Raw genomic sequence first — 19,923 nt, 5'->3', positions numbered from 1 at the left:
TACCCAGTCGACCTCCAATTCCCGAGCGCGAGAGCTGAATGACCGAGCGGATCGTCAGTTTTGTCATGAGCGGCGGCGTCGGCTCTCGGCTATGGCCGCTGTCGCGTGAGGACAATCCCAAGCAGTTCCACGATCTGTCGGGCGATGGCTCCATGCTGGCCAAGACCTTGCGCCGCCTGACGGCGAGAGCGGCTGGCGAGACGCCGATCTTCCTGATCGCTTCGGAGCGTCACGCCGATCGTGTCCATGCCGACTTGGCCGGTCTCGATCTTGCCGGTGGCGGTCCCCTGTTCGAGCCGGCGGGACGCAACACCGCCGCCGCCGTCGCGCTGGCGACCTTGCGCACTTTGTCGGAATTCGGCGACAGCCTGGTGCTGGTGGTGCCCTCGGACCATGAAATAGCGACGGCAGGGCAATTCTGGCAAAGTATCGAAGCGGGATCTGAGGCGGCGCGCGCCGGCCGCCTGGTGGTGTTCGGCATCAAGCCGACCCAGCCGGAAACCGGTTATGGCTATATCGAGGTATCGGCCGAGAAGGGCGGTGTGTTCGACGTTTCGCGTTTCGTCGAGAAGCCCGACCTTGCGACGGCCAATGACTATCTCAAGGCGGGAAATTTTTACTGGAACACCGGCATCTTCCTGTTTCGGGCAGGTGCCATGCGCGACGCCTTCGAGGCCTTCCAGCCCGATATCTGGCACGCCAGCGAAGCGGCCTACAAGGCGGCGACATCGGACCTGTCCGGCCTCTATATGCCGCTGGAGCTCTACGCGGCCATCCCGTCGAACTCGATCGACTATGCCATCATGGAGCGGGCAAAAGACATTGCCATGGTGCCGGCCGGCTTTCGCTGGAACGATCTCGGCTCCTGGCAATCGCTCCTCGATGTCGGTCCCGCCGACGGCCAGGGCAATGTCATCGTCGGTGATGTCGTCGCCATCGATTGCGAGAATTCCTATATCCGCAGCGACGGCCGCCTGCTGTCGGCGATCGGCATGAAGGACGTTGCCATCGTCTCGACCTCGGATGCCACTTTCGTCGCCCCGGTCAGTCACAGCCAGCACGTCAAGAAGATCGTCGAACAACTCGAAAAATCGGGACGGCTGGAAACCAGATTCACGCCGGCGCATGACCGCGTCATCGAAAGCGGCGCCTGGCGGCGGCGCGTGCATCACTGGCTGTTTCAGGAGACCTTGCCTCTATGGTCGACATCAGGCGTAGACGAGCGCCACGGCGGCTTCCATGAGGCGCTTGGCTTCGACGGCTCCCCGCTGTTGAAGCCGAAGCGCATGCGTACCCAGGCCAGGCAGGTTTATGCTTTCGCGGTGGCCAAGGGCCACGGCTGGACCGGCCCGGCCGACCGGCTGATCGCGCATGGCATCGACTTCATGGCGGGGCAGGGCCGCACCGAACGGGGCGGTTGGGTGCGCACACTGAATGTCGATGGCTCCGTCGCCGACCCGGTCGAGGACGCCTACGATCATGCCTGCATCCTGCTGGCATTGGCGCATGCGCATATGTCGGGCAATGCCGATGCCTTGCGGCTCGGCGAAGAAACCTTCGCCTTCCTCGATGCGCATCTGGAGGACAGCCGCATGACCGGCTTCCTCGAGACATCGAGCGGGGCTGGCGAGCGGCGCTCCAACCCGCACATGCATCTGCTCGAAGCTTTCCTGGCCTGGTACCAGGCGACCGGCGAGCGCGCGCATCTGCGCCGTGCGGCGCGCATCATCGACCTCTTCCGCAGCCATTTCTTCGACCCTGAGAGCTGGACGCTCGGCGAGTATTTCGATGCCGAATGGAAACCGGTCTTGGGAGAGAAGGGGACCTGGACCGAACCTGGCCACCACTTCGAATGGGCATCGCTGCTGGTCGATTTCGCCGACCGCAGCGGCCAGGCCGAACTGAGTGTCTTTGCCCGAAAACTCTATGCCTCGGCGATCGCCAACGGCCTCAACCGTGCCACCGGCCTTGCCTATGGGGCAGTCTCGCGGCAGGGCCTGCCGCTCGACCTGATATCGCGCAGCTGGCCGCAGGCCGAGGCGCTCAAGGCGGCGATCGCACTGGATGGCTCGGGCGGCCCTGATCTGAAGCCGGAGATCGAGGCGCGCGTCGGCCGGCTGTTCCGCTGGCACATCGACCCGGCGCCGCTCGGTCTGTGGATCGACCGCATCGACGAGCGCGGCCGCTCGCTGGCATCGGACGTGCCGGCGAGCATTTTCTATCACCTGGTCTGTGCGCTGACCCAGTATCTGGATGGCACGACGGAGAAGTAGGCGGGATCAGTACGGACTGGCGACGTCCCCGGTCTCGACATAGATCGACTTCAGCTGCGAATAGAGCGCCAGTGCCGCCAGGGAGTTCTCGCGGCCGATGCCGGATTGCTTGACGCCGCCGAAGGGGATTTCCACCGGCGTCAGATTGTAGGCGTTGATCCAGCAGGTCCCAGCCTGCAACTCGGCGATGACCCGGTGGGCGCGCGGCAGGTTGCGTGTGAAAACGCCCGCGGCAAGGCCGAACTCGGTGTCGTTGGCGCGCTCGATCACCTCGTCCTCGCCATCGAATTTAAGCACGCTCATGACCGGGCCGAAAATCTCCTCGCGGGCGATCCGCATCGTGTCGGTGACGCCGGTGAACACCGTCGGCTCGACGAAGAAGCCGCCCTGGAAGCCCTGCAGGGACGGCACATTGCCGCCAAAGGCCAGCGTCGCCCCATCCTGCTTGCCGACCGCGATATAGCCAACCACCTTCTCGTGCTGTGACTTGGAGACCAATGGCCCCATCTGCGTTTCCGGATCGAGCGGATCGCCAATGCGGATTTTCTTGGTCCGTTCGACCAGCCGCTCGACAAAGCGGTCGTGAATCCCGCTCTGGACGAAGACGCGCGTGCCGTTGGAACAGATCTGGCCGGCCGAATAGAAGTTGCCGAGCATGGCGCCGCCAATGGCATTTTCGAGATCGGCATCGTCGAAGACGATCAGCGGCGACTTGCCGCCGAGTTCCATCGTCGCGTGCTTCATCTTGGACCCCGCCAGCGACAGCACCTTGCGCCCGGTCGGCACCGAGCCGGTCACCGAGACCTTGGCGACGACATCATGGCCGACAAGCCCGGCGCCGACATCGCCATAGCCTTGCACGACGTTGAACAGTCCGTCGGGCAGGCCGGCTTCCGAGTAGATCTCGGCCAGCGCCAGCGCCGAAAGCGGCGTGTTCTCCGATGGCTTGAAGACCATGGCGTTGCCCATGGCGAGCGCCGGCGCCGATTTCCAGCCGGCGATCTGGATCGGATAATTCCACGCGCCGATGCCGACGCAGACGCCAAGCGCCTCGCGGCGCGTGTAGGCGAAGGGCCCGCCGAGGTCGACAGCTTCGCCGTTGAAGACGGCGACCGCGCCGGCGAAATATTCGAGGCAATCGGCTGCCGAAGGGGCGTCCGCCACCAGCGTCTCCTGGATCGCCTTGCCGGTGTCGAGCGTCTCGATGCGGGCAAGATCGGCGTTGCGGGCGCGCAAGATGTCTGCGGCACGGCGTAGGACGCGGCCGCGCTCGACCGGTTTAAGCCGCGCCCAGGCCGGCTGTGCGGCGCGTGCGGCCTCGATGGCGAGTTCCAGCACGTTCGGCGTCGCCGAACGCAACATGGCGATGGTCTCGCCCGTGGCGGGATAGATGACCGGTAGCGGCGCGCCGCCTTCGTCCTCGATATAGCGTCCGTTGACATAGTGCGAAGCCGTGGGCTGGGCGCGCATGGGAAATCTCCAAATCATTTCGCCCCCACGCGTCGGCTGTCGGGCGGGCGGCTGTCGGGCGGCTCACTCTATCGGCGGATCATGGCCTATCTGTCAGACGCCTGCCAGCGCGGATTGATCCACGGTTCCTGGTTGGACGGCGCGAGCGGCGTGCGGCCAAGGATGTGATCGGACGCCTTCTCGCCGGTCATGATCGACGGCGCGTTGAGGTTGCCGTTGGTCACGCGCGGGAAGATCGAGGAGTCGGCGACCCGCAATCCGTCGACCCCGATGACCCGGCATTCCGGATCGACCACGCTCGATTGATCATCGGCGCGGCCCATTCGGCAGGTGCCGCAGGGGTGGTAGGCGCTTTCGGCATGGTCGCGAATGAACACATCGAGATCGTCGTCCGACTGGACATGGCTGCCCGGCGAGAGTTCCTGTCCGCGATAGGCATCGAAGGCCGACTGGCCGAAGATTTCGCGGGTCAGGTGGATGCAGTGGCGGAACTCCGCCCAGTCGTCCGGATGCGACATGTAGTTGAAGCGGATGACCGGCTTCGCTTTCGGATCGGGCGAGCGCAGCGTCACCGAGCCGCGCGACTTCGAGCGCATCGGCCCGACATGCGCCTGGAAGCCGTGCGACTTCGCCGCCGCCTTGCCGTCGTAGCGAACCGCCGCCGGGATGAAGTGGTACTGAATGTCGGGATAGTCGACGCCTGCCTGCGAGCGCACGAAGGCGGCGGCCTCGAAATGATTGGTGGCGCCAAGGCCCGATTTGAAGAACAGCCATTGCGCCCCGATCATCGCCTTGGAGAACGGGTTCAGCACTGAATTCAGCGTGATCGGTTTGGTCGCTTCCTGCTGGATGTAGAGCTCCAGATGATCCTGCAGGTTGCCGCCGACGCCGGGCCGGTCGGCCACGACGGCGATGCCGTTTTCGCGCAAATGCCCGCCCGGCCCGATACCGGACAGCATCAGGATCTTTGGCGAATTGATCGACGATGCCGCGACGATCACTTCACGTCGCGCCTTAACGACCTGAATCTGTTTGTGAGCTTCGATCTCGACGCCGATGGCGCGTTGATTCTCGATGATCACCCGGCGCGCAAAGCCTTTGACGAGACTCACGTTTTTGCGCCTGAGCGCCGGCTTCAGATAGGCTGATGCCGCCGACCAGCGGCGGCCACCCAGAATGGTCTGCTCCATCGGGCCGAAGCCTTCCTGCTTGGCGCCATTGTAGTCGTCGGTCAGTTCAAACCCTGCCTGGCGGCCCGCTTCGACGAAGGCGCCATAGAGCGGATTGCGGCGCGAGCCTCGCTGCACATGCAGCGGGCCGCCGTGCCCGCGCCAGCCATCCTCGCCGCCGTTCGAATCCTCCATGCGCTTGAAGTAGGGCACCACGTCGGCGAAGGCCCAGCCGGCGGCGCCCTGTTCTGCCCAATGGTCGAAGTCGCGGGCGTGGCCGCGCACATAGACCATGCCGTTGATCGAGGATGAGCCGCCGATCACCTTGCCGCGCGGCGTCGCCAGCACGCGGCCGCCCAGATGCGGCTCCGGCTCGCTGGCGAAGCCCCAGTCGTAGAGGCTCATGTTGAGCGGGATCGACAGTGCCGACGGCATCTGGATCAGAGGTCCGAGATCGGTGCCGCCGAATTCGATGACGATGACCGAATGCTTGCCGTCTTCAGACAGGCGATAGGCCATGGCCGAGCCGGCGGAGCCGGAGCCGATGATGACGAAATCCGCTTCAAGCATGGTTCAAATGCGCCCATCGTTCATATGCGTGATGAAATCGGCGAGCGAAACGTTGCCGCCGGTTGCAACCACAAGGACGGTCTTGCCCTTCACATCGACCTTGCCGCCGAGCAGTGCCGCGAGTGATGCCGCGCCAGACGGCTCAAGCACCAGCTTCATCCTCTCGAAGGCGATCCGCATGGCGCCGCGCACCGACTGGTCGTCGACAGTGATGCCGCGAACGCCCGCGGTCTTGACCGCCGCGAACGGCGCGTCGCCCGGCCGTCGTGACATCAGCCCGTCGCAGATCGATTTCGGGCCGATCGGCATGGTCTCGATGCTGCCATGCGCCAGCGAGGAACCCATGCCGTTGAAGCCTTCGGGCTCGACGCCGATGATCTCGGTCGCCGGCGACAGATAATGGAAGGCGAGCGAAACGCCGCCGATCAGCCCACCGCCGCCGACCGCGCAAAACAAAAGATCAGCGCTGGCGTCCTTGGCGGACAATTGATCGAGCGCTTCGAGGCCGGCGCCCGCCTGGCCGGCGACGATCTCCGGATCGTCGAAAGGATGCAGCAGGGCCAGGCCTTCGGTCTCCGCGATCCCGCGCGCCTTGGCGGCGGCGACTTCCTCGCGGGCCCGATCGCCGTGATCGGTCAGCACGACGCGCGCGCCGTAGCCTGCGGTGGCGTCACGCTTGGCGGCCGGCGCATCGATTGGCATGACGATGGTCACCGGAATGCCGAGCGCCTGGCCGGCCGCGGCCAGCCCTTGCGCGAAATTGCCGGAGGAATAGGCGACGACGCCCTTCTTCGCCTCGTCGGGCGAAAGCCGCTTCAGCCGCCAATAGGCGCCGCGAACCTTGAACGATCCGGCCCATTGCAGCGATTCCGGCTTGATGAAGACGCGGGCCGCACCGGTTTCCTTGGCGAGCGCCGCCGATTCCAGCAATGGCGTGACCTGCGTCGCCTGGGAGGTGACGGCATAGGCCTTTCTGAGATGATCGAGGGAAGGGACGAGAAGGTCTGCCATCATTCGCCTCGCGGATACCTTTTGCTCTCTTCGAGATTGTCGAGGTTCATGTGATTGCGCATGTAGCGCTCGGACGCCTTCTGCAGCGGCTGGAAATCCCAGGGATAATAGGCGCCGTTGCGCAGCGCCGGATAGACGACCCAGCGGCGTGCCTGGCTCTCGCGCACGGCGGCGTCGAAGCCGGCCATGTCCCAACGCGACCGCACCTTTTCCATGAATGCCGCCACCAGGCTCGCATTGGCAGGGTCGTCGGCGAGATCGTCCCGCTCGAGCGGATCGGCCTCGAGATCGAACAATTGCGGCGGATCGAGTTCGCAATGGACGAATTTGTATCTGCCATCACGGATTGCCACCAAGGGTGCATAGGAGCCTTCCGCGGCGTACTCGATCAATACCGGTGCCGTGCGCTGCCCGCCCTGGGTGAGCGGCAGCAGCGACTGGCCGTCGGTCCATGGCGCGATCGCCTCGATATCGATGCCGGCGAGGTCGCAAAGCGTTGGTGCCACGTCGAGATTTGAGACCGGCGCCTCGATCAGCCCGGCACGAATGCCCTTGCCGGCAATCATCAACGGCACCCGCGCCGAGCCTTCGAAGAAGCTCATCTTGAACCACAGGCCCCGCTCGCCGAGCATGTCGCCGTGATCCGAACAGAACAGGATTATCGTGTCGTCGAGCATGCGCGTTCGCGTGAGGACGTCCAGGAGTTCGCCGACCTTGTCGTCGACATAGGAGATGTTGGCGAAATAGCCGCGCCGCGAACGACGCACCTGCTCGGGCGTGATGTCGAAAGAGGGATAGTCGCTGGCGTGGTACAGCCGCTGGGAATGGGTGTCCTGATCGTCATGCGCGATGAACCCGGTTTCCGGGTCCAGCGCTTGGCAATGCTCATAGAGATCCCAATACTGCTTTCGCGCGACATAGGGATCGTGCGGATGCGACAGCGAGACGGTAAGGCACCAGGGCCGATGGCTCGCATCATCCTGTTCGCGCGAAAGCTGATAGAGCTTCTGCGACGCGAGGAACACGACTTCGTCGTCATACTCCATCTGGTTGGTGGTTTCGGCGACGCCGGCGCCGGTCACCGAACCCAGATTGTGATACCACCACTCGATGCGCTCGCCGGGTTTGCGGTAGTCCGGCGTCCAGCCGAAATCCGCCGGATAGATGTCGGTGGTCAGCCGCTCCTCGAACCCATGCAACTGATCCGGTCCGACGAAATGCATCTTGCCCGACAGGCATGTGTAGTAGCCGGCGGCACGCAGATGATGGGCGAAGGTCGGGATCGACGAGGTGAATTCCGCCGCATTGTCATAGACACCGGTGCGTGACGGCAACTGGCCGCTCATGAACGAGGCACGGCCCGGTGCGCAGAGCGGCGAGGCGGTGTAGTTGTTGGCGAAGCGCGCCGAACGCGCGGCCAGCGCTTTCAGATGCGGTGTGTGCAGAAATTCCGCCGGGCCGTCCGGGAAAAAGGTCCCGTTGAGCTGGTCGACCATGATAATCAGGAAATTGGGTCGCTTCGCTGTCACTGTTTGTGCCGTCCGCCAAGTTTGGTTTCGAGATAATCCTCGACCAGCGCGATCGCGGTCGCGGCGTCGGGCACGCCATCCTTCAGCGCGCGCCTGATGTAGAGCCCGTCGATCATCGCCGCCGTCGCTTCCGCGGCGCGGTCGGCTTCGGTCCTGGGCAGAATGCCGGTCAATCCGCTCATCAGGTTCGAATGCAGCCGCCTTGCGTAGATTCTGAGCAGCCGGCGCAGCGAGGACGATTTCTGCGCCTCGACATAGAAGGCGAGCCACGCGGCGATGGTCTCCGCCTGGAACTGGATGTCGGAAAAGTTGACGGCGACCACGGCCGAGACGCGCTTGCGCGGGGAAGTGGCGGATTGAAGCGCGCGGCGCATGTCGGTGGTCAGTTCAGCCAGGATGTGCCGCATCGTCGCGAACAGCAGCTCATCCTTGGCGCCGAAATAGTGATGGGCAAGAGCTGAAGACACACCGGCGCGCCCGGCAATCTCGGACATGGTCACGTCAAGCGAGCCACGCTCGCCGATCGCCGAGATCGTCGCGTCGATGAGCGCCTTGCGGCGCAATGGCTCCATTCCGACTTTTGGCATGCTGTTTCCGATTTCGCGGGGAGATTATTTTTTATTGACGCGTCAATCAATAAAAAAATCGACGCTCGCGCGACCTGCACCAAGCGATTGTTGCATTGCGGCCCTTCACGGTCCGGGCAAGAATGTTTATATTTGAACAATAAAGGCGAAGCACGCCACGAGCCACGGGCGAGGCTGGCGCCAAGGATGGAGACCGCCATGACCGCATGCATCGTTGGCTGGGCGCATTCGCGCTTCGGCAAGCTCGAGGGTGAAACGCTCGAAAACCTGATCGTCAAGGTCGCGACGGACGCGCTCGATCATGCCGGCATCGGTCCGGACGAGGTCGACGAGATCGTGCTTGGCCATTTCAACGCCGGCTTTTCGCCGCAGGATTTCACGGCAAGTCTGGTGCTCCAGGCGGACGACCGGTTGCGCTTCAAGCCGGCCACGCGCGTCGAGAACGCCTGCGCCACCGGTTCGGCCGCCGTCCGGCAGGGCATTCGCGCCATCGATGCAAACGCCGCCCGGATCGTGCTGGTGGTCGGAGCCGAGCAGATGACGACGACGCCCGGGCCGGAAATCGGCAAGAACCTGCTCAAGGCGTCCTATCTGCCCGAGGACGGCGAGACGCCGGCCGGCTTTGCCGGCGTCTTCGGCAAGATCGCGCAGGCCTATTTCCAACGCTATGGCGACCAGTCGGATGCGCTCGCCATGATTGCCGCCAAGAACCACAAGAATGGCGTCGACAATCCCTATGCGCAGATGCGCAAGGATTTCGGCTATGAATTCTGCCGGCAGGAGAGCGAAAAGAACCCCTTCGTCGCCGGTCCGCTGAAGCGCACCGACTGTTCGCTGGTTTCCGACGGCGCCGCAGCCCTTATCCTTGCCGACACGGCAACGGCGCTGAAGATGCGCCGTGCCGTCGCCTTCCGCGCCAACGAGCATGTGCAGGATTTCCTGCCGATGTCGAAGCGCGACATCCTGACCTTCGAAGGTTGCGAACAGGCCTGGACCCGCGCGCTGAAGAATGCCGGCGTGACGCTCGATGATCTCTCCTTCGTCGAGACGCATGACTGCTTCACCATCGCCGAATTGATCGAATATGAGGCGATGGGATTGGCGAAGCCCGGTGAGGGCGCCAAATTGGCGCTGGATGGCACGACGGCAAAGGACGGCCGCCTGCCGGTCAATCCCTCCGGCGGCCTGAAGGCCAAGGGCCATCCGATCGGCGCGACCGGCGTCTCCATGCATGTCTTGACCGCCATGCAGCTTGTCGGCGAAGCCGGCGGCATCCAGGTGCCGGGAGCGAAACTCGGCGGCATCTTCAACATGGGCGGTGCGGCCGTCGCCAATTACGTTTCCATTCTCGACCGGATCAGATAGACCGCCCGCATTACAGCGCCGCGCGCCGTTTGGGGCGCGCAAAGGACGCTGTAACACTTTGATTTTGCGGGAGGTGACATGACAAATCCGGTTCTGATCGAGGTTTTGCGCGGCGTCATTGTCGAGAGCGCCCATCGCGGTGCCGTCGCCGTCTTCGATGCCGACGGCAAGCCGGTCCTGGAGATCGGCGACACTTCGAAGCCGGTCTTTCCCCGTTCCGCCGTCAAGGCGATCCAGGCCCTGCCGCTTGTCGAAACGGGTGCTGCCGATGCGTACGGCTTCGGCAATCGCGAACTGGCGCTGGCCTGTGCCTCCCATTCCGGCGAGCCTGCGCATGTCGAACTGGCGCGGTCCATGCTGGCCAGGGCTGGGTTGGACGGGTCGGCGCTCGAATGCGGGACCCACTGGCCCTCGAACCATGGCGCGGAGATTGCGCTCGCGCGTGCCGGCGGTTCGCCAAATGCGCTGCATAACAATTGTTCCGGCAAGCATTCCGGATTCTTATGCACCTGCGTCCATTCAGGCATCGCGCATCGCGGTTATGTGAGACCGGATCACGCTCTGCAGGAAATGGTGCGCGACGCCATGCAGGCAGTCACCGGCGCTGTCCATGGTGCCGACGAACGCGCGATCGACGGCTGCTCGATCCCGACCTATGCGGTGCCGCTGAGGAGTTTCGCGCTCGGCTTTGCCCGCATGGCCACGGCACAGGGCTTTGGCCCGGAGCGGGCAAAGGCTGCGAAGCGCCTGCTCTCCGCCTGTATGGCGGAGCCGTTCTTCGTCGCGGGCACCGGCCGTGCGGACCTGTTGCTGATGGAAGCCGCTCCCGGGCGAATTTTTGCGAAAGGCGGAGCCGAAGGCGTCCACTGTGCCGCAATTCCGGAACTCGGCCTCGGTATCGCGGTCAAATGCGATGACGGTGCCGGGCGCGCCGGCGACGCCATCGCTGCCGCCGTGCTCGCCAGGCTGCTGCGGGCGGACGAGGTGTTGGCGGCGAAGCTGCTCGTACTGGCGAGCGCGCCGATCGAAAGCCGGATTGGCGCCAAGGTCGGGGCACTGAGGCCGACGCCAGCCTTGAATTGAAAGCAGCGATCAGCTGACGCGGTTGCGCTCGACGGACAGATGCGCATAACCGCTGCTGCTGGTCTGGGTGAGGTCAGCAGTTACCGGCTCCGCCCAGCGCTGCCCGACAACAGCGCCGTTCAGCGCACCATCGATGACATTGTCGGAAATGACGGCAGTGCCGGCACCCTCGACCACGCTGACGACGATGCCGGTGCCTGCCTTGCGGATGATGTTGCCGGTGGCCACGACATTGCGCAGATACGGCCCCCAGCCGATCGACATGCCATAGAGCGGCGCGTTCTCGATGACGTTGTTGGAAGCGATGGTGTCGGCTTCGACGGCAATGCCGACACCGAACCCTGGCGGGTCCGCTGTGTAGGGGCCGCTGGTCGACAAATTGCGCACGATGTTGCCGGAGCAGACACCCATGCGGCCGCCTTCGTTGAAGTTGACGATCGAGATGCCGTTGGCCGCACCATCGACGATATTGTTGCTGATGACGGCGCCCTCGAACGAGAATTCGGAATAGACCGCGGTCTCGCCCGAGCGTGAGCAGGTGTTGCCCGATATCTGCAAATTGCTGGAACTGTTGGCCCGGATCGCCGAAAAAGCGCAGTCCGAAACCACATTGCCCGAGATGACGACATTTCCGGCGCGGAAGGCATTGATGCCGTTGCCGTTCTGGCCGGTACCCCCGCTGCGCGCGCCAATGCGTTCGACGCGGTTGCCGGTGACCATGGTGCCGTCTTCCGCCGCTTGCCAGCGATGCACCAGGATGCCGCCATTGGCGCAATCGGAGACGGTGTTGCCTGAAATTGCCAGGCCTCCGGCTTCGACTGAATAGATGCCGGCATCGGCGGCCCCGGATATGTCCGAGCGCTCGATCCGGCCCACCGCATGTTCCAGCGCCAGCCCGTTCTTGCCGCTGCCTGTGATCTGGCAGTTATCCACCACAAGATGCGCGACCCGGCGCAAATCGAGCAGCCCCTGTGCGTAGTCGCCCATCGAGAGGTTCGAGCCGTCGAAGACCAGCCCGCTGAGTTCAATATGGTCGGCCTGTTCGGTCATGAACAGATGGCCGTCGCCGCCGTAGACGATCCGCGTGGCACCCGGCACGCCGGAAAGACGCACGCGGCCGGGCAGCGAGAGATTGGACACCACATAGGTGCCGGGCGGCAGGAAGACCGGCATGTCGCGGCCGTTCGCGTCGCGAAGCAGCTTGGCGAAGGCCTTGCTCTGGTCGTCAAAGGTACCCGGCTGCACGCCAAGTTCGGTGGCGTTGATCGAGCCGCGCATCGAGGCTTTCTCGATGCCCGTCAGGCTGGCGGCTGTCGCCTTGCCGAGCGCAAGGCCCATGACGGCAAAGCCGGCGGTTTGCGTCAGCAACGTTCGTCTGTTCAACATCGGCACAGAATCCCAGTGTTCAGCCCCGACACCGCAGGAATCATGCCAGACGTCCGGCGCGCCTCTTCTCAGCGGCAATGGCTTGCCGAGCAGCTACTCGGCGCCTAAGTTCAGGGAATGAGCAGAGCTTTTACCCGCGAAGAAGACAGCGAGAATGCCATCGCCGGCGTTGGCGAGCGGCCGATCAGCACGCACCGTAACCTTGTGACGGAGCGCGGCCTGGCGCAGATCGAGGACAATCTGGCCGATCTGCGCGATATCATGGCGAAAGCGGAGCGGAAAGCCGACCGCGAGCGCATCGCGGTCGTGTCGCGCGATCTTCGCTATTGGACCGCGCGGCGCGAGAGTGCCGAGCTTTCCGTGCCTGAGCCCGGCAGCGATGTCGTCCGCTTCGGCATGGGAGTCACGCTGGAAAGTGATGACGGCAAGAAGGTGCACTGGAAGATCGTCGGCGAGGACGAAGCCAATCCAGCCAAGGGCAGCATTTCGCATGTCTCGCCGATGGCGGTCGCGCTGTTTGGCAAGAAGCTCGGCGACGTCGCCAGCGTCAACGGCAAGGAGTGGGAGATCGTCAAGCTCTCGGAGAGTTGACGCAAGCTAGGTCCGTCTACTTGGCCATACTTTGCAATGCGGCCTCATACTGGTCCATGACATCACGAGCAGCGCGCATCTGCCGTTCGACGTCACTTCTCACCGGTCTTAGAATGCCGCAGTCATCGGTTTCGATGATCTGGAATTGATCGCCTACTCGCATGTTCAGGTTGTCCAGCATTTCCTGCGGCAAGATCACGACACCTGATCCGTCGTCGAGCTTGCGGACAATAGTCTTCACGGCTGTTACCCTTGGTTGCATTCGTCATTGTGACACAACCTTTCCAGCGCTACAATGTTTCGCTCAACGCGCCAGCAGCCGATCCAGCAGCCGATCCGCCGCTTCCGGAATGACCGTGCCCGGCGGGAAGATTTCCGCAGCACCCGCTCGTAGCACCGCATCGTAGTCCTGCGGCGGGATAACGCCGCCGGCCACGATCAGCATGTCGCCTCGGCCGAGCTTCTTCAGCGTGTCGCGCAATTCGGGGATCAGCGTCAGGTGGCCGGCTGCCAGTGATGAGGCGCCGATGATGTGGACGTCATGCTGGACAGCCAGCCTGGCGATCTCTTCCGGCGTCTGGAACATGGCGCCGACGGTGACGTCGAAGCCGAGATCGGCGAAGGCGGTGGCGATCACCTTCTGCCCGCGGTCGTGGCCGTCCTGTCCCATCTTGGCGACGAGAATGCGCGGCTTGCCGCCGTTTTTCTTTTCGAAGGCATCAAGCTTGTCCTGCAGCCGATCGACCACAGGATTGTCGCCAAGCGCCTTGCGGTAGACACCGGAAATGGTCTGCACCGTGGCCACATGGCGCCCATAGGCTCTTTCCAAGGCGAACGAGATTTCGCCGACAGTGGCATTGGCGCGCGCGGCGCGGATGGCGAACTCCAGGAGGTTGTCCTGGCCTTGTGCGGCACGGGTCAGCGCATCCAGCGCGCTTTCGACGGAGGCGACGTCGCGCGTGCCTTTCAGCCGTTGCAGCTTCGAGAGTTGCCTGGCCCTGACCTCGGCATTGTCGATCTTCAGAACGTCGACTTCGATATCGGTTCCGGGGCGATGCGCATTGACGCCGACCAGCATCTGCTCGCCGGAATCGATGCGCGCCTGCGTGCGGGCCGCGGCTTCCTCGATGCGCAGCTTGGGTATGCCCTTTTCGATCGCCGCCGCCATGCCGCCGAGAGCCTCGACCTCCTCGATATGGGCAAGCGCACGCGCCGCCAGATCGTGCGTCAGCCGCTCGAGATAGGCCGAACCGCCCCACGGATCGATGATGCGCGTGGTACCGGATTCCTTCTGCAGGATGAGTTGCGTGTTGCGGGCGATGCGCGCCGAATGGTCGGTCGGCAGCGCCATTGCTTCGTCGAAGGAATTGGTGTGCAGCGACTGTGTATGCCCCTGGGTCGCGGCCATCGCCTCGATCATGGTGCGGATGATGTTGTTGTAGGGATCCTGCGCCGTCAGCGACCAGCCGGAGGTCTGGCAATGGGTACGCAGGGACAGCGACCGCTCGTCCTTCGGCGCGAAGTTCTTTTTCATCAGCGTCGCCCACAACAGGCGTGCGGCCCTGAGCTTTGCCACTTCCATGAAGAAGTTCATGCCGATCGCCCAGAAGAAGGACAGGCGCGGCGCGAAGCGGTCGATATCGAGCCCTGCCGCGACGCCGGCGCGGGCATATTCGATGCCGTCGGCGATCGTATAGGCGAGTTCCAGGTCGGCGGTCGCGCCTGCCTCCTGCATGTGATAGCCGGAGATCGATATCGAATTGAACTTCGGCATGTTCTTCGAGGTGTAGGAGAAGATGTCGGAGACGATCCGCATCGAGGGCTTCGGCGGATAGATGTAGGTGTTGCGGACCATGAACTCCTTCAGAATGTCGTTCTGAATGGTCCCCGCCAAATCCTTCTGCGCGACGCCTTGTTCTTCGGCCGCCACGATGTAGAGCGCCATGATCGGCAGAACCGCGCCGTTCATAGTCATCGACACGGTCATGTCGCCGAGCGGAATGCCGTCGAACAACTGCCGCATGTCGAGGATGGAATCGATGGCCACGCCCGCCATGCCGACATCGCCGGCGACACGCGGATGGTCTGAATCATAGCCGCGATGCGTGGCGAGATCGAAGGCAACCGAAAGACCTTTCTGGCCGGCGGCAAGGTTGCGCCGGTAAAAGGCGTTGGACTCCTCGGCGGTCGAAAAACCTGCATATTGCCGGATCGTCCAGGGCTGCTGGACATACATGGTCGGGTAGGGGCCGCGCACGAAGGGCGCCAGGCCCGGATAGGTGTCGAGATGCGGCAACCCCTTGAGGTCGCCCTGGCTGTACAACTGCTTGACGACAAGACCTTCCGGCGTCGTCCGCTGTCCCTTGACCTCGACCGGTGCGCGGCGGGGTGGCACCCAGCCGATCTGACTGAAATCCGGAATCAAGAAGCGGCCCCGATGGATTGATCGATGCGGACCGGCGACAGCGCTTCGCACAGGACGACACCCTCGGTGAAGGCAGGTCGCCGCTCTGCGTTCAGCGTCTCGATCGGACGCTCGCTCTTCAAGGGGTGAAGCGTGGCGCCGATGATGGCCCGCTCGCCTGACTTGAAGGCAATGCCGCGCTGGGCGGCGGCAGTGCGGACGCGCTGCTGGATATGTCCGTCCCGAAGGCTGGACAGCACGCCCCCCTCTGCCTCGATCGTCTGCAATTCCGCCCACGCTGCTTCGCAAAGGTCTGACGTCAGCGCTTCGACGGCGCCGGAGCCATAGGCGGGATCGGCGACATGATCGACATGGCTTTCATTGGCCATGATCAGCTGCGCGTTGCGCGCGACGCGGCGGGCAAAAGCCGCCGGCAGGCCATGCGCGATCGTATGCGGCAGGATGGAGATCGAATCGGCGCCTCCCGCCGCCGCGGCGAAGCAGCCGATCGTCGTGCGCAGGATGTTGTTTTCGGGGTCCAATGCCGTCATCATGCGAAATGATGTCTCGGCATGGATGTTGGCCGTGGAATTGGGGATCGAGCAGGCCTCCTGGGCTCGTGCCCACAGCCTGCGCAAGGCCCTAACCTTGGCCATTGACAGGAACTGGTCCTGGTCGACGCTGAGCGCGAAACCGATATGAGGCGCGGCATAGACGAGCGGCTGCCGCGCCTTCTCGAACATTCTCAGATACGAGACCGCCGAAGCCAGCATGATGCCGAGTTCCTGCGCTTCCGTGGCGCCGGCATTGTGAAAGACGCGACCGTCCGCCTCCAGAAGCACACCGGGGACGCCCATCGAGAAGAAATGCGCCAGCGATTGCGGCATCGATTCCTGCAGCGCCTCGATCGACATGCGCAGCCGGCCGGTGCCGGCGAGGATAGCAGCCGGATCGATGCCGAAGGAAAGATTGAGCTTTGCCGGATCGGAGCGGCGCTTGCTCAGGAACGCCACCAGCCAGTCAGCCATGGGGCGGCTCCAGGGGTGGGTGTCGATGCGGATCTGGATCCTGTTGAGGGGCACGCCCTCCAGCACCGTTTCCAGTGCCTGCGCCGTCCTCGGCAGGCCGTAGCCGAACGCGTTCGGGGCACCCTCGAAGACAAGCGACAGTCCCGTCGCGCCCTGCGCGATGTCTTCCAGGGCCTGGCCCTTGGCGCGATCGACATTGGGGTCGTCGACACGCTGGCTGACGATCCAGGGCGATTGAGGATTGGCGCGCACGATCGGTTCGGCTCCGGTCGCGCGGTCATAGAGCGGCTCGACGCGGATGTTGTCGTCGGTATGCGAGACCAGCTTTGCCTCGAAGGATGCGCCGGCCAACGCCTTTTCCGCCAAGGCCAGCCATCGCTGACGCTGCGCATCCGTTGGCTCAACATCCCTGGTCAAGGCTCCGGCGCCCATTCATCGTCCTCGTTCTATGTGGCCGCACCAGACCGGACAGCCCAGTCTACGGTCCCCGGTCGGTTATCGCAATGCGCGTCCAAGGCCCTTATCCCACTCACCTGATATTCGATCCACCTGATATAGGGCGGCTTGCGTAGGCGGACCATGAACGATTGCCAAACACCATCGAAATTCGCAAGTTCCAAAATCCGCTCCTGGCGATTACCCCATTGGACGATTACCCGATTGGATGATTGGCCCGCGTTGGACAATTGTCATTGTCGCTGTGCAACGGCCTAACTATACCTTTCGGGCAAAGGCTGGCTTTAGACACATCAGTTTGCGGAGACCCGGACATATGGCTGACGACACCAGTATTTTCATCGGCGCCAGCCGCAAGCCCGACGACAGCTATCAGCGCGCCGAAAATCTGCTGCTGCAATACGGCAACCGCCACGGCCTGGTGACCGGCGCCACCGGTACCGGCAAGACCGTCAGCTTGCAGATCCTGGCTGAAGGTTTTTCCAACGCCGGCGTGCCGGTCTTCTGCGCCGACATCAAGGGCGACCTTTCCGGCATCGCCATGATGGGCGCCGCCCAGGATTTCCTGGTCAAGCGGGCACAACAGGTCAAGCTCGACCCTTATGATTTCCAGGAATTCCCGGTCATCTTCTGGGACCTGTTCGGTGAGCAGGGCCATCCCATCCGCGCGACCATTTCGGAAATGGGACCGCTGCTCCTGTCGCGGCTGATGAACCTGACGGACGCACAGGAAGGGATCATGAACATTGCCTTCCGCATTGCCGATGAAGAGGGCCTGCTTCTCCTCGACCTCAAGGACCTGCAGGCGCTTCTCGCCAACATTGCGGAGCGCGCCGAAGAGATCAGCGCCCGCTATGGCAATGTAACGAAACCCTCTGTCGGCGCCATTCAGCGCACGCTGCTGGTGCTGGAGCAGCAGGGCGCGGCGAACTTCTTCGGTGAGCCGGCCTTGCGGATTTCCGACATCATGCGCACGACCCGTGACGGTCGCGGCGCCATCAGCGTGCTGGCCGCCGACAAGCTGATGATGAATCCGCGCCTCTACGCGACGTTCCTGCTCTGGCTGATGTCGGAGCTGTTCGAGGAACTGCCCGAAGTCGGCGACCCCGACAAGCCGAAGCTGGTCTTCTTCTTCGACGAGGCGCACCTCTTGTTCGACGAGGCGCCGAAGGTGCTGATCGACCGGGTCGAGCAAGTGGTCCGCCTGATCCGCTCCAAGGGCGTCGGCGTCTATTTCGTCACGCAGAACCCTCTGGATATTCCCGAAAAGGTCCTGGCCCAACTCGGCAACCGCGTGCAGCACGCGCTGCGCGCCTACACGCCGCGCGAGCAGCAGGCGGTGAGGACGGCGGCCGAAACCTTCCGGCCCAATCCGGACTTCGACTGCGCCACCGCCATCACCCAGCTTGCCACCGGCGAAGCGCTGGTCTCGACGCTGGAGGCCAAGGGCATTCCGTCGATGGTCCAGCGCACGCTGGTCCGTCCGCCGTCGTCGCGGCTTGGACCCATCACCCCCGCCGAGCGGCAGAAGCTGATCGGGGAAAGCCCGGTCACCGGCCAGTATGACCAGGTCATCGACCGCGAATCGGCCTTCGAGCTGCTGCAGAAGAAGGCCAAGGAGGCGCAGGACGCCGAGGCGCAGGCGCAGCAGGCAGGCAGCGGCGGCTCGCGCTGGACCATTCCAGGCTTCGGCAATGACGATCCAGCGCCGCAGTCCGGCGGCAGGCGCGCGCCTGCGCCGCGCCCCTCCAACCGCCAGACGGTGGTGGAAGCGGCGATCAAGTCGGTGGTGCGCTCGGTTGGCTCGTCGGTCGGACGGGCGATCGTGCGCGGAATATTGGGCGGCCTTTCGCGGGGACGTTAAGCCGCTCCGGACCGGTGGATGCCTTCGCAGGCGACCCGGACCGACGGCTTCAAGGCCCTCGGCAGCTTCGGCGCCGAGCTGAAGGCGTGTCTAATGTTCACCGCGCCAGATTCGCTCGATGACGTCGAAGGCCAGAGAGACATTTGGATCGGATCGCCGCGCGAACAAGCAGGCAAAACCCAGGCTGGTCTCCAGCTTGACCCCGTCTGCGATAACCAGGCCGTTTGCCTGTCGTTCGTTGAGCGCGATCGATTCCCGGCAGAGGCTCAGCCCGAGGCCGGTACGAACCATCGCCAGCATCGAGGTTTCCTGGTCGACCAGGGCGACGATGTTCTGCTTGAGGCCGCCAAATTGCCTCGCAAGCAGCCTGTTATGGACCGATTCCGATGGAGTGCCGATCCAGGGAAGCTCGGCAAGCTCCTTCCAGTCCCGCCCTGCCACCATGCCGGCAAAGCCAGGCGGCGCCACGACGCGATACGTCATGCGTGACAATGGCTTGATGAAGAACTGGGCCTCGGATTGCGTGTCGGCGGCATCGGTGCTGGTGCCGAAATCATCGAGATCGCCGAGAAAAAAGCCGACATCCAGTTCGTTGCGCTTCAGCCGGATGGCGACCTCGCCACTCATGCCTTGCCGAAGTTCTGTCTCCATGCCCGGGCCGCTTTCGGCGAGAGCCTGCAGAAACGCGCCCAGGCGGGTGAATTCAGGGTCGATGATCGTACCGATCCTGAGTTTGCCGCGCAGCTTCGTGCTGAGATGCCTGGCGGTCTGCCTGAACTCGGCCGCCTGAGCCAGAACCTGCTGGCCTTTAGCCGCAAGCAGCGCGCCGTCGCGCGTCAATTCAAGTCCGCCGGCGGTCCGATGGAACAATGTCACTCCGACGTCCTGGGATAGCCGTTTGAGCTGAAGGCTGACGGCAGGCTGGGTGAGATTCAGCAATTCGGCCGCCTTGGTAACGTTGCCTTCCTGCGCCACGGTAACGAACGCCTTCACCAACCTGAAATCCAGATGATCCATATAAATTTCCGTTATAACTGTTTCTCCAATTTATCATTGGATTCAGCTGACAGATAGCCGAATTGTGGCATGGGAGGCATGTCGATGATGGTCGCGGGCGATGGGAATTATAAGAAAAAC

At 63.6% G+C, this 19,923-nt stretch carries 15 protein-coding genes; 5 read left to right on the top strand and 10 right to left on the bottom strand.

Annotation, left to right across the window (positions count from 1 at the left end; translation table 11 throughout):
* The first annotated feature begins 38 nt into the window (after positions 1-38).
* A complete protein-coding gene (locus LB536_RS07235; protein WP_224590612.1) occupies positions 39-2,273 on the top strand; it encodes a mannose-1-phosphate guanylyltransferase/mannose-6-phosphate isomerase in 2,235 nt (744 codons plus the stop codon).
* A gap of 6 nt (positions 2,274-2,279) precedes the next feature.
* Here the strand turns inward: LB536_RS07235 and betB are convergent, their stop codons facing one another.
* The 5 genes from betB to betI form a co-directional block, all read right to left on the bottom strand.
* The gene (betB, locus tag LB536_RS07230) at positions 2,280-3,743 is read right to left on the bottom strand and encodes a betaine-aldehyde dehydrogenase (protein ID WP_224590611.1); all 1,464 of its coding nucleotides are present in this window, start codon (positions 3,741-3,743) and stop codon (positions 2,280-2,282) included.
* 86 nt (positions 3,744-3,829) lie between these two features.
* Complete coding sequence (gene betA, locus LB536_RS07225; protein WP_224590610.1) at positions 3,830-5,482, bottom strand: choline dehydrogenase; 1,653 nt, start codon at positions 5,480-5,482, stop codon at positions 3,830-3,832.
* 3 nt (positions 5,483-5,485) lie between these two features.
* Positions 5,486-6,496: a threonine/serine dehydratase gene (locus LB536_RS07220; protein ID WP_224590609.1), complete on the bottom strand. Its 1,011-nt coding sequence runs from the start codon at positions 6,494-6,496 to the stop codon at positions 5,486-5,488.
* The gene (gene betC, locus LB536_RS07215; protein ID WP_224590608.1) at positions 6,493-8,022 is read right to left on the bottom strand and encodes a choline-sulfatase; all 1,530 of its coding nucleotides are present in this window, start codon (positions 8,020-8,022) and stop codon (positions 6,493-6,495) included. Before betC ends, LB536_RS07220 begins: the two co-directional genes overlap by 4 nt.
* On the bottom strand, positions 8,019-8,609 hold the full coding sequence (gene betI, locus LB536_RS07210; RefSeq protein WP_224590607.1) for a choline-responsive transcriptional repressor BetI: 591 nt from the start codon (positions 8,607-8,609) through the stop codon (positions 8,019-8,021). Before betI ends, betC begins: the two co-directional genes overlap by 4 nt.
* 198 nt (positions 8,610-8,807) lie before the next feature.
* Between betI and LB536_RS07205 the strand changes: the two genes are divergently transcribed.
* Positions 8,808-9,974 (top strand): acetyl-CoA acetyltransferase, encoded by a 1,167-nt coding sequence (locus LB536_RS07205; RefSeq protein WP_140762845.1) that lies wholly within the window; start codon positions 8,808-8,810, stop codon positions 9,972-9,974.
* Between the two features lie 78 nt (positions 9,975-10,052).
* Entirely contained in the window at positions 10,053-11,057 is a 1,005-nt protein-coding gene (locus LB536_RS07200) for an asparaginase (protein WP_224590606.1), read from the top strand.
* Positions 11,058-11,066: 9 nt separating this feature from the next.
* On the opposite strand, the gene LB536_RS07195 is transcribed toward LB536_RS07200, so the two are convergent.
* Entirely contained in the window at positions 11,067-12,443 is a 1,377-nt protein-coding gene (locus LB536_RS07195) for a TIGR03808 family TAT-translocated repetitive protein (RefSeq protein WP_224590605.1), read from the bottom strand.
* 117 nt (positions 12,444-12,560) lie between these two features.
* On the opposite strand from LB536_RS07195, the gene greA reads away from it, so the two are divergent.
* Positions 12,561-13,034, top strand: coding sequence for a transcription elongation factor GreA (greA, locus tag LB536_RS07190; protein WP_140762856.1), 474 nt, complete (start codon positions 12,561-12,563; stop codon positions 13,032-13,034).
* A 16-nt stretch (positions 13,035-13,050) separates the two neighbouring features.
* On the opposite strand, the gene LB536_RS07185 is transcribed toward greA, so the two are convergent.
* From LB536_RS07185 to LB536_RS07175, 3 genes are all read right to left on the bottom strand, one after another.
* Entirely contained in the window at positions 13,051-13,275 is a 225-nt protein-coding gene (locus LB536_RS07185) for an AbrB/MazE/SpoVT family DNA-binding domain-containing protein (protein WP_140762859.1), read from the bottom strand.
* Between the two features lie 63 nt (positions 13,276-13,338).
* A complete protein-coding gene (gene scpA, locus LB536_RS07180) occupies positions 13,339-15,459 on the bottom strand; it encodes a methylmalonyl-CoA mutase (protein ID WP_140762863.1) in 2,121 nt (706 codons plus the stop codon).
* Entirely contained in the window at positions 15,456-16,898 is a 1,443-nt protein-coding gene (locus LB536_RS07175; RefSeq protein ID WP_224590604.1) for a methylmalonyl-CoA mutase subunit beta, read from the bottom strand. Before LB536_RS07175 ends, scpA begins: the two co-directional genes overlap by 4 nt.
* Positions 16,899-17,238: 340 nt before the next feature.
* Here LB536_RS07175 and LB536_RS07170 point away from each other — a divergent pair, with 340 nt between their 5' ends.
* Positions 17,239-18,786 carry a helicase HerA-like C-terminal domain-containing protein gene (locus tag LB536_RS07170; protein WP_224590603.1) on the top strand — a complete coding sequence of 516 codons (1,548 nt, stop codon included), beginning with the start codon at positions 17,239-17,241 and terminating at the stop codon, positions 18,784-18,786.
* Between the two features lie 90 nt (positions 18,787-18,876).
* Here LB536_RS07170 and LB536_RS07165 read toward each other — a convergent pair whose 3' ends face one another.
* Positions 18,877-19,803 (bottom strand): LysR family transcriptional regulator, encoded by a 927-nt coding sequence (locus tag LB536_RS07165; RefSeq protein ID WP_224590602.1) that lies wholly within the window; start codon positions 19,801-19,803, stop codon positions 18,877-18,879.
* Positions 19,804-19,923: the final 120 nt, after the last annotated feature.

Source organism: Mesorhizobium sp. ES1-3, from assembly GCF_020164795.1.
Lineage (GTDB): Bacteria > Pseudomonadota > Alphaproteobacteria > Rhizobiales > Rhizobiaceae > Mesorhizobium.
This window is presented reverse-complemented; position numbering and strand designations above follow the sequence as displayed.